This window comes from Kitasatospora sp. GAS1066B, from assembly GCF_041262605.1.
In the GTDB taxonomy this organism is placed as follows: domain Bacteria; phylum Actinomycetota; class Actinomycetes; order Streptomycetales; family Streptomycetaceae; genus Kitasatospora.
Genome location: NZ_JBGCCO010000057.1, coordinates 23,167 through 30,863, shown reverse-complemented (window position 1 = coordinate 30,863; position 7,697 = coordinate 23,167). Strand labels below are relative to the sequence as shown.

Here is a 7,697-nt window from a genome sequence, read left to right as displayed (position 1 = left end):
GCCCGCAAGACAGGCACGACGAAGCCAGCAGCGAAGAAGACGAAGAAGTCCAACACCCCTCGCCCCCGCCGCACAGGTTAAAGATCAAGCTAGCGCGACGCGGACCGCGACCAGCACCGCCAGCGCCAGCCCCAGCGCCGCCCCCGCGCTGACGTGCAGGAGCAGGGCCGCGCCGCAGGCCGCGCCGCCGAGCATCGCCGCGATCGACAGCAACCGCCGCACGGTCGCGGGCCCCGCCGCGTCCGCGACCAGGCCGGTGACGGTGAGCGTGAGCACGGTGGTGGTCAGGTCGGGCAGTGCGAGCTTGCGGACCGCCGCGTTCTGCAGGCCCATCCCGCAGCCCAGCAGGATGATCAGCCCGGCTTGCGCGCCGGCCGCCTGGTGCCCGGTGGTCCCCGCCACCACCACGGCGCCCGCCACCAGCACGGTCTGGACGGTGACGATCACCCGCAGCAGCCGCTCGCCCTCGGCGATCCGGCGGGCGACCCGGCCCGCCGACCAGGCCCCCGCCACGAAGGCCGCGATGGCGAGCGTCGAGGCCCAGAGCGACAGGTTCGCCGCCCCGGCCAGCGAGAAGCCGACGAAGACCACGTTCCCGGTCATGTTGGCGACGAAGACGTGCCGCAGACCGAGATAGCTGACGGCGTCGACCACTCCGGTGACGAAGGTCAGCGCCAGCAGCAGTGGCGGCAGGGCGCCGTACTTGCCCTGGTGGGCGGGGAAGAGGCGGTCGGCGGCGCGGAGCAGGATGGTTCGCATCGCACCACCATAGGAATCGCGCGACCCCGGCGACAACAGGGACGGCGGCGGGGCGTGGTCAGGGCGGGGTCAGGCGGAATATCGCGCGGTGCGACCGGCTTGGACCAGGCAGGATGATCAAGTCCGGCAACGGGAGGAACCACCATGGCCGACAGGCTGACGATCCGTTACATCGGCGGACCCACCGCGCTCATCGAGATCGGCGGGCTGCGACTGCTCACCGACCCGACCTTCGACGGGCCCGGCGAGTACCCGATCGGTTCGCGAACCCTGGTCAAGACCGCCGGGCCGGCGGTGCCACTCTCCGAACTGGGCCCGGTGGACGCCGTGCTGCTCTCGCACGACCAGCACCCGGACAACCTGGACGCCGCCGGGCGCGGCTACCTCGAGACGGCGCCGCTGGTGCTCTCCACCGCCGCCGCGCACCAGCGCCTGGGCGCCGTGGTGCGCGCGCTGTCCACCTGGGAGCACCTCGAACTGCCGCGCCCGGACGGCGGGTTGCTGCGGATCACCGCCGTGCCGGCACTGCACGGGCCGGCCGGCTCCGAGCCGCTGGTGGGCGAGGTCACCGGCTTCGTGCTGACCGGTGCCGGGCTGCCCAGCGTCTACCTCAGTGGTGACAACGCCTCGCTGGACCTGGTGCGGGCGGTTGCCGAGCGCTTCGGTCCGGTGGAGGTGGCGGTGCTCTTCGCCGGGGCGGCTCGCACGCCGCTGGTTCCTGACGCTCCGTTGACCCTGACCAGCGCGCAGGCCGCCGAGGCCGCCGCCATCCTGGACGCCCGTCAGGTGGTGCCGCTGCATTTCGAGCACTGGGGCCACTTCACCGAGGACGGCGCCACCCTGACGGCGGCTTTCGCCGCCGGCGGGCTCGCCGACCGGCTGCGGCTGCCGAAGCCGGGGGAGACGGTCCGGTTGTGATCCGGTGGTCAACTGACGGCTCCCGGCGCCTCACCAGACCCGGTGCGGTCGGAACTGGACGCTGATCCGGGGTCCGGTGGGGCGGGTGGTCTTCGGCACGGCGTGCTCGAAGGTCCGCTGGCAGGAGCCGCCCATCACGTGCAGGTCGCCGTGCCCCAGCGCGTGCCGGGCGGTGGGCCCGGCACCGCCCGCCGGGCGCAGCAGCAGGCTGCGCGGCTCGCCGACCGAGAGGATCGCGATCATGGTGTCCCGGGTGCTCGCCCGGCCGCCCCGGTCGCCGTGCCAGGCGACGCTGTCCCGCCCGTCGCGGTAGTAGCAGAGGCCGGCGGTGCTGAAGGGCTCGCCGAGTTCGTTCGCGTAGTGCGCGCCGAGCGCTTCGCGGGCGCGGGCCAGGACGGGGTGCGGCAGCACGTCGTCCTGGCCGTAGTGGGCCAGCAGTCGGGGGACGTCGACCACCCGCTCGTACATCGGGCGCCGTTCGGCCCGCCAGGGCACCTCGGCGACCAGCCGTTCGAACAAGGCGTCGGCCCCGGTGAGCCAGCCGGGCAGCAGGTCGATCCAGGCGCCCAGGCCGAGCTCGGTGCGGGCGATGCCGTCCAGCGGGCGCAGGCCGATCTCGTCGGCGCTGCCGAAGAGGGTGCTCTGCAAGTGGAAGGACATGCGACCAGGGTAACGCGTAAATCGAACAGATATGCGAACGGCTCGCGAGGGCCTACGCGCCGACCGTCCCGTCGATGCCCTCGCGCAGCAGGTCGGCGTGCCCGTTGTGGCGGCCGTACTCCAGCAGGACGTGCGTCATCACCATCCGCAGCGACACCTGCTCCTCCCAGCGCGGCTGGTAGCCGGCCAGGTCCAGGGAGTCGGCGGCCCGCTCGATCCGGCGCGAGTTCGCCACCTCGGCCTCCCAGGCGCCGAACGCCTCGGCCCTGGTCGAGCTGCTCGCGTCGTACGCCGCCTGGAAGTCGATCCGGTCGGACCAGACCATCGGCGCGTCCCGGTCCTCGAACACCCGGCGGAACCAGGCGCGTTCGACCTCCGCCAGGTGCCGGACCAGCCCGAGCAGGGAGAGCGTCGAGGGCGGCATCGACTGCTGCCGCAGCTGCTCGTCGGTCAGCCCCGCGCATTTCATCGCCAGCGTGTCGCGGTGGTAGTCCAGGAAGGCTCGGAGCATCTCGCGCTCGGTGCCGAAGTGCGGTGGGCCGATCCGGTTGTCGCTGGTCATGGTGGTGCTCCTGGTCCGGTGCCGATGATGCGGCGTCGAACCTACCGTCAGGTGATGCGCGCTCAGTACCGATTTCCCGCCGAGCAGCTGATCATCTCGCAGCTGCGCTACGCAAGGTAGCCGCCTCCGTGCTGCAGGTAGCCGGTGCCTCGCCTAGCGTCTTGATCAGAATCCCCGCGTGCGAGTGCGATGGAGACGATCGAGAGATGACTGGCTACCGCAGAGCGCTGGGCCCGCGCCCGGTGCGGCCGCCGGGACCGCCGGGCGCCTGGCGCCGCCGGCGCCGGCTGGTGCCGCTGTCGGAACTGGCGGCCACCTGGCCCGGGGCCGAGCTGCGGGGCGAGGACGTCGCCGTGGTCGACTGCACGCACGACAGCCGCCAGGTCCGGCCTGGCTGGCTGTTCTGCGCGATGCCCGGTGCCCAGGCGGACGGCCACGGGTACGCGGCCGCCGCCGTCCGGGCCGGCGCCCGGGCCCTGCTGGTGCAGCGCTTCCTGGACCTGGACGTGCCGCAGCTTCGGGTGCCCAATGTGCGCTGGGCGATCGGACCGGTGGCCGCCCTGCTGCACGGGCGGCCCGCCGACGGCCTGTCGATCGCCGGGGTGACCGGCACCAACGGCAAGACCACCACCAGCTACCTGCTGCACTCCGCGTTCGTCGCGGCCGGCTGGCAGGCGGGGCAGCTCGGCACGGTGGAGACCCGGATCGGCCGGCACCGCTGGGCCTCGGCGCTCACCACGCTGGAAGCGCCCGAGCTGCAGCGGGTCTTCGCCCGGATGCGCGCCGAGGAGGTCCGGGCAGCGGCGATGGAGGTCTCCTCGCACGCCCTGGACCAGCACCGGGTGGGCGGTGTCACCTTCGATGTCGGCATCTTCACCAACCTGGCGGCCGAGCACCTGGACTACCACGGCACGATGGAGCAGTACTACTACACGAAGTCGCTGCTGTTCGCCCCGGACCGCTGCCGCCAGGCGCTGATCTGCGTCGACGACGAGTGGGGTGTCCGACTGGCCGCCCAGGCCATGGTGCCGGTGCTCACCTTCGGGCACAGCGAGCGGGCCGAGGCCCGGATCACCGAGGTCCGGTGCGACCGGCTCGGCACCCGGATCCGGCTGGACTGCGCGGACGGGCCGGTGGAGCTGTCGGCTCCGGTGCTGGGCGCCTGCAACACCACCAACCTGGCGGCCGCCTACCTGGCGGCCCGCGCGATGGGGGTGCCCATGCGGTCGGCGGTGGCCGGGATCGCGAACTGCGCGGCGATCCCGGGGCGCTCCGAGCAGGTGGTGGCCGGTCAGCCGTTCCTGGTCGTGGTCGACTACGCGCACACCCCGGGCGCGCTGGCGGGCCAGCTGGCCACCTGCCGTGAGCTGCTCGGCCCCGGCGGCCGGGTGCACCTGGTGGTCGGCTGCCGCGGCGGCCGCGACCGCTACAAGCGTCCCGAGACCGGGCGGGTCGCGCTGAGCGCCGACACCGCGATCCTGACCAGCGACAGCCCGGGGGACGAGGATCCGCGGGCGATCGTCGAGCAGATGCTGGCCGGCTGCCTGGAGCGGCACGGCTGTCGGATCGTGGTGGAGCCCGACCGGGCCGCCGCGATCAGCCTGGCCGTCGCCACCGCCGACCCCGGTGACGTGGTGCTGGTGGTCGGCCGTGGGCACGAGACCACCCAGCACGTGGCGGGCCAGGACATCCCGTTCGACGACCGCGAGCACGCCCGCGTCGCCCTGGCCGCCCGTGGCTGGACCGGCGGGGGTCGGGTCGGCGAGGAGGTGCGGGAGGCGGCCGGGCGGAGCAGGGCGCGGGTGAACGCCCGGGCACGGGCGCGGGCCGGAACGAGGCGACCGGGCCTCGGGGTGACGTCCTGCGACCTGACGCACGGCATGGCCGAGCAGGCCCGGATCGGGTTCACCGATCCGGCCGACGAGGCGTCCGCACACCCGGTGCCGCGGCTGTGAGGTCGCACCTCGTGCCGCTCGCCGGGCGGATCCGCCCGGAACTGGCGATGGCGGCCGGCACCGCGCTGTCCCGGCTGACCGGCCTGGGCCGGGTCTTCGCGCTCTCCTACGCGCTCGGCATCAGCCCGCTGGCCGACGCCTACAACCTGGCCAACACCACGCCCAACATGATCTACGACCTGGTGCTCGGCGGGGTGCTCTCCGCCACCCTGGTCCCGGTCTTCGTCGCCAAGCTCCAGAGCGATCGGGGCGATCGGGGCAAGGGGGGCGAGCGAAGCGGGGACCAGGACCAGCAGGACGACGGCTGGGCCGGGGTGTCCGCCGTGCTGACGGTCTGTCTGGCCGTGCTGCTGGTGATCACCGTCCTGGTGGTGGCCGCCGCCGGACCGCTGATGCACGGCTACACGCTGGCCGCGCCGCGCGGCACGGCCGGGGTCGAGAACGCCACCGCGGTCCGGCTGCTGCGCCTGTTCGCCCCCCAGGTGCTGCTCTACGGCGTCATCGCGCTGGTCACCGCCGTCCTCAACAGCATCCGCCGCTTCGCGCTGGCCACCTTCGCCCCGATCGCCAACAACCTGGCGCTGATCGCCCTGCTGCTCGGGCTCTCCGGACCGCTGCACCGCGCCGCGCAGGCCGCCGGCTCACCCACCGAGCCGCGGCTGCTCCTGCTGCTCGGCCTCGGCACCACCGCCGGGGTAGCCGCCCAGGCGCTGGTGCTGGCCGCCGGGGTGAGCCGTTCCGGCGCCCGGCTGCGCTGGCGCTGGGCGCCGCGTGACGCCGCGGTGCGGCAGGTGGCGGGCCTGTCCGGGTGGACCTTCGCGATGGTCGCGGCCAACCAGGCGGCGCTCTTCGCGGTCCTGCTGCTCGCCAACAGCCGCCCTGGCGGGGTGAGCGCCTACACCTACGCGTACACCTTCTTCCAGGTGCCGTTCGGCGTGGTCGCGGTCTCCATCACCGGCGCCCGCCAACCGGCCTGGGCGGCCGACTGGGCCGCCGGGCGGATCCGGGAGCTGCGCACCGAGGTGGCCGGCGGGCTGCGACTGCTGGTCCTGCTGATGGTGCCGATCGCCGCGGTGCTGGCCGCGCTGGCGGACCCGATCGTCCGGCTGCTGCTGGGCCACGGTGCGACCGGCGCGACCGGCGCGACCTTGACCGGGCAGGTGCTGGCGGTGCTGGCGATGGGGCTGCCGGGCTTCTCGGCGTACCTCTACTACGTCCGGGTCTTCCAGGCGCTGCGTGACCTGCGCTCGGCGTTCGGGCTCTACGTGCTGAACAACGGGCTGATGGTGCTGCTGGCGCTCGCCCTCTACCGCCCGTTCGGGGTGCAGGGGGTAGCCGCCGCCGTCTCGGTCGCCTACACCGCCGCCGCGCTCGCCGCGGCGGCCGTGCTGCGGCGGCGGATCGGAGCGGTGCCGGCGGAGCCGGCGGTGCTGGGGGCGCTGACCCGGGCGGTGGCGACCAGCCTGCCGGCCGGGGCGCTGGCCTGGCTCAAGGTGCGCTCGATGGAGCCCGGGCTCGGCGTGGGCGCGATGCTGCCGCTGCTCGCGGGCCTGACGGTTGCGGCCGCCGCGCTGCCGCTCTGCCTGAGCCTGGCGAGCGCGGGGCCGACCCGGCTCCTGGGCTGGGGGCGGCGGGCCGCCGCCCCGGCGGGCTCGCCCGAGCTGACGGCCACGCCCGAGCCGTTGCCCGGGCCAGGGTCGCTGCCCGCGACCGGGCCGGGCACGTCGGCCGGCCGGGCGCGGTCGACTCAGCCGCGGCGCAGGCGGCGCGCCACCCGGCCGCCGAGGAAGGGCAACAGGTAGCCGACCGCCGCGCCGGGCACGTGCCGGACCAGCCCGGTGAGCCGGACCTCGCGCAGCACCCCGCGGCAGAGCGCGGGCTTGCCGGCCAGCAGGAAGGCCAGCGCGAAGCGCAGGTGATGCCAGGTCAGTACCCGGGCGAAGGCGGCGGCGGTCAGCGCGGTGCCGGAGCGCTCCCGGTCCAGCATCCGGAGCATCCGCCCGTACAGCCGCGGCAGGTCCTTGCTGTAGCCGGCCGGCTCGTCGCGGTAGACCACCAGCGGCAGGTCGAGCTTGACCGACATCCCCCGCTTGGCGCAGCGCAGCCAGAGGTCCCAGTCCTCGGCGCCGTCCAGCGAGGGGTCGAAGCCGCCGCAGTCGGCCAGCACCTCGGTGCGGACCAGCACGGTGGAGGTCTGGAAGCGGTTGAGCACCAGCACATCGCGGTAGCTCAGCAGGCTCTCCAGCTCCGGACCCTGCGGAACCTGGTACTCCGCTTCGCTCCGCACCCAGTCGCCGGCCAGCAGCACCGCCCCCGGGTGCCGGTGGGCGGCGGCCAGTTGGCGGGCCAGCTTGCCCGGCAGCCAGAGGTCGTCGGCGTCCAGGAACGCCACCCAGGGCTGATTCGCCGCCTGGATACCGGTGTTCCGGGCCGCCGAGGGGCCCTGGTTCTCCTGCCGGATCACCAGCACTTCGGGGAACGAGGCGGCGACCGCTGCCGTCGCGTCCTTCGAGCCGTCGTCGACGACGATCACCTGGGCGGGCGCCGGGGCCTGACGCAGCGCCGAGGCGAGCGCGGGGCCCAGGCTGTGCTCGGCGTTGTACGCGGCGATCACCACGCTGACGGGGGCCGGCTGTTCCGGCATTCCGCACCTCCTGAGGTCTCCCGGCCATGCTCGGACGGCCGGTGGCCCGAGCCGGGGAGGCACCAGGCGTGGCGCGTGCGGCGCAAGCCATCCGGCGGACGCGAGCACGCGCCCGGCGCGCGTCGGCGCCGCTCGCGCCCCCATGACGGTTAGCGTCGGGAGCCTTGCCGCCCCGCCCGGGGTGCGCCTGTCGACGGAG

General features: G+C 74.4%; 7 protein-coding genes. 3 read left to right on the top strand and 4 right to left on the bottom strand.

Translation table 11 applies throughout. From position 1 onward, the window contains the following. Positions 1-84: 84 nt before the first annotated feature. Positions 85-759, bottom strand: a complete 675-nt coding sequence (locus ABH937_RS36540) for a YoaK family protein (RefSeq protein WP_370220720.1) — start codon at positions 757-759, stop codon at positions 85-87. Positions 760-903: 144 nt separating this feature from the next. Between ABH937_RS36540 and ABH937_RS36535 the strand changes: the two genes are divergently transcribed. Continuing rightward, the gene (locus ABH937_RS36535) at positions 904-1,677 is read left to right on the top strand and encodes an MBL fold metallo-hydrolase (protein ID WP_280693660.1); all 774 of its coding nucleotides are present in this window, start codon (positions 904-906) and stop codon (positions 1,675-1,677) included. A gap of 30 nt (positions 1,678-1,707) precedes the next feature. On the opposite strand, the gene ABH937_RS36530 is transcribed toward ABH937_RS36535, so the two are convergent. Further along, positions 1,708-2,337 (bottom strand): alpha-ketoglutarate-dependent dioxygenase AlkB, encoded by a 630-nt coding sequence (locus tag ABH937_RS36530; protein WP_370220719.1) that lies wholly within the window; start codon positions 2,335-2,337, stop codon positions 1,708-1,710. Between the two features lie 52 nt (positions 2,338-2,389). Next, on the bottom strand, positions 2,390-2,899 hold the full coding sequence (locus ABH937_RS36525; RefSeq protein ID WP_280693662.1) for a DinB family protein: 510 nt from the start codon (positions 2,897-2,899) through the stop codon (positions 2,390-2,392). A 206-nt stretch (positions 2,900-3,105) separates the two neighbouring features. Here ABH937_RS36525 and ABH937_RS36520 point away from each other — a divergent pair, with 206 nt between their 5' ends. Together ABH937_RS36520 and murJ are read left to right on the top strand one after the other, a co-directional pair. After that, positions 3,106-4,854 (top strand): UDP-N-acetylmuramoyl-L-alanyl-D-glutamate--2,6-diaminopimelate ligase, encoded by a 1,749-nt coding sequence (locus tag ABH937_RS36520; RefSeq protein ID WP_370220718.1) that lies wholly within the window; start codon positions 3,106-3,108, stop codon positions 4,852-4,854. Then, entirely contained in the window at positions 4,851-6,656 is a 1,806-nt protein-coding gene (gene murJ / locus ABH937_RS36515) for a murein biosynthesis integral membrane protein MurJ (RefSeq protein ID WP_370220717.1), read from the top strand. Before ABH937_RS36520 ends, murJ begins: the two co-directional genes overlap by 4 nt. On the opposite strand, the gene ABH937_RS36510 is transcribed toward murJ, so the two are convergent. Beyond that, on the bottom strand, positions 6,602-7,498 hold the full coding sequence (locus ABH937_RS36510; RefSeq protein ID WP_370220716.1) for a glycosyltransferase family 2 protein: 897 nt from the start codon (positions 7,496-7,498) through the stop codon (positions 6,602-6,604). The two genes, murJ and ABH937_RS36510, sit on opposite strands and share 55 nt — an antisense overlap. Between the last annotated feature and the right edge of the window lie 199 nt (positions 7,499-7,697).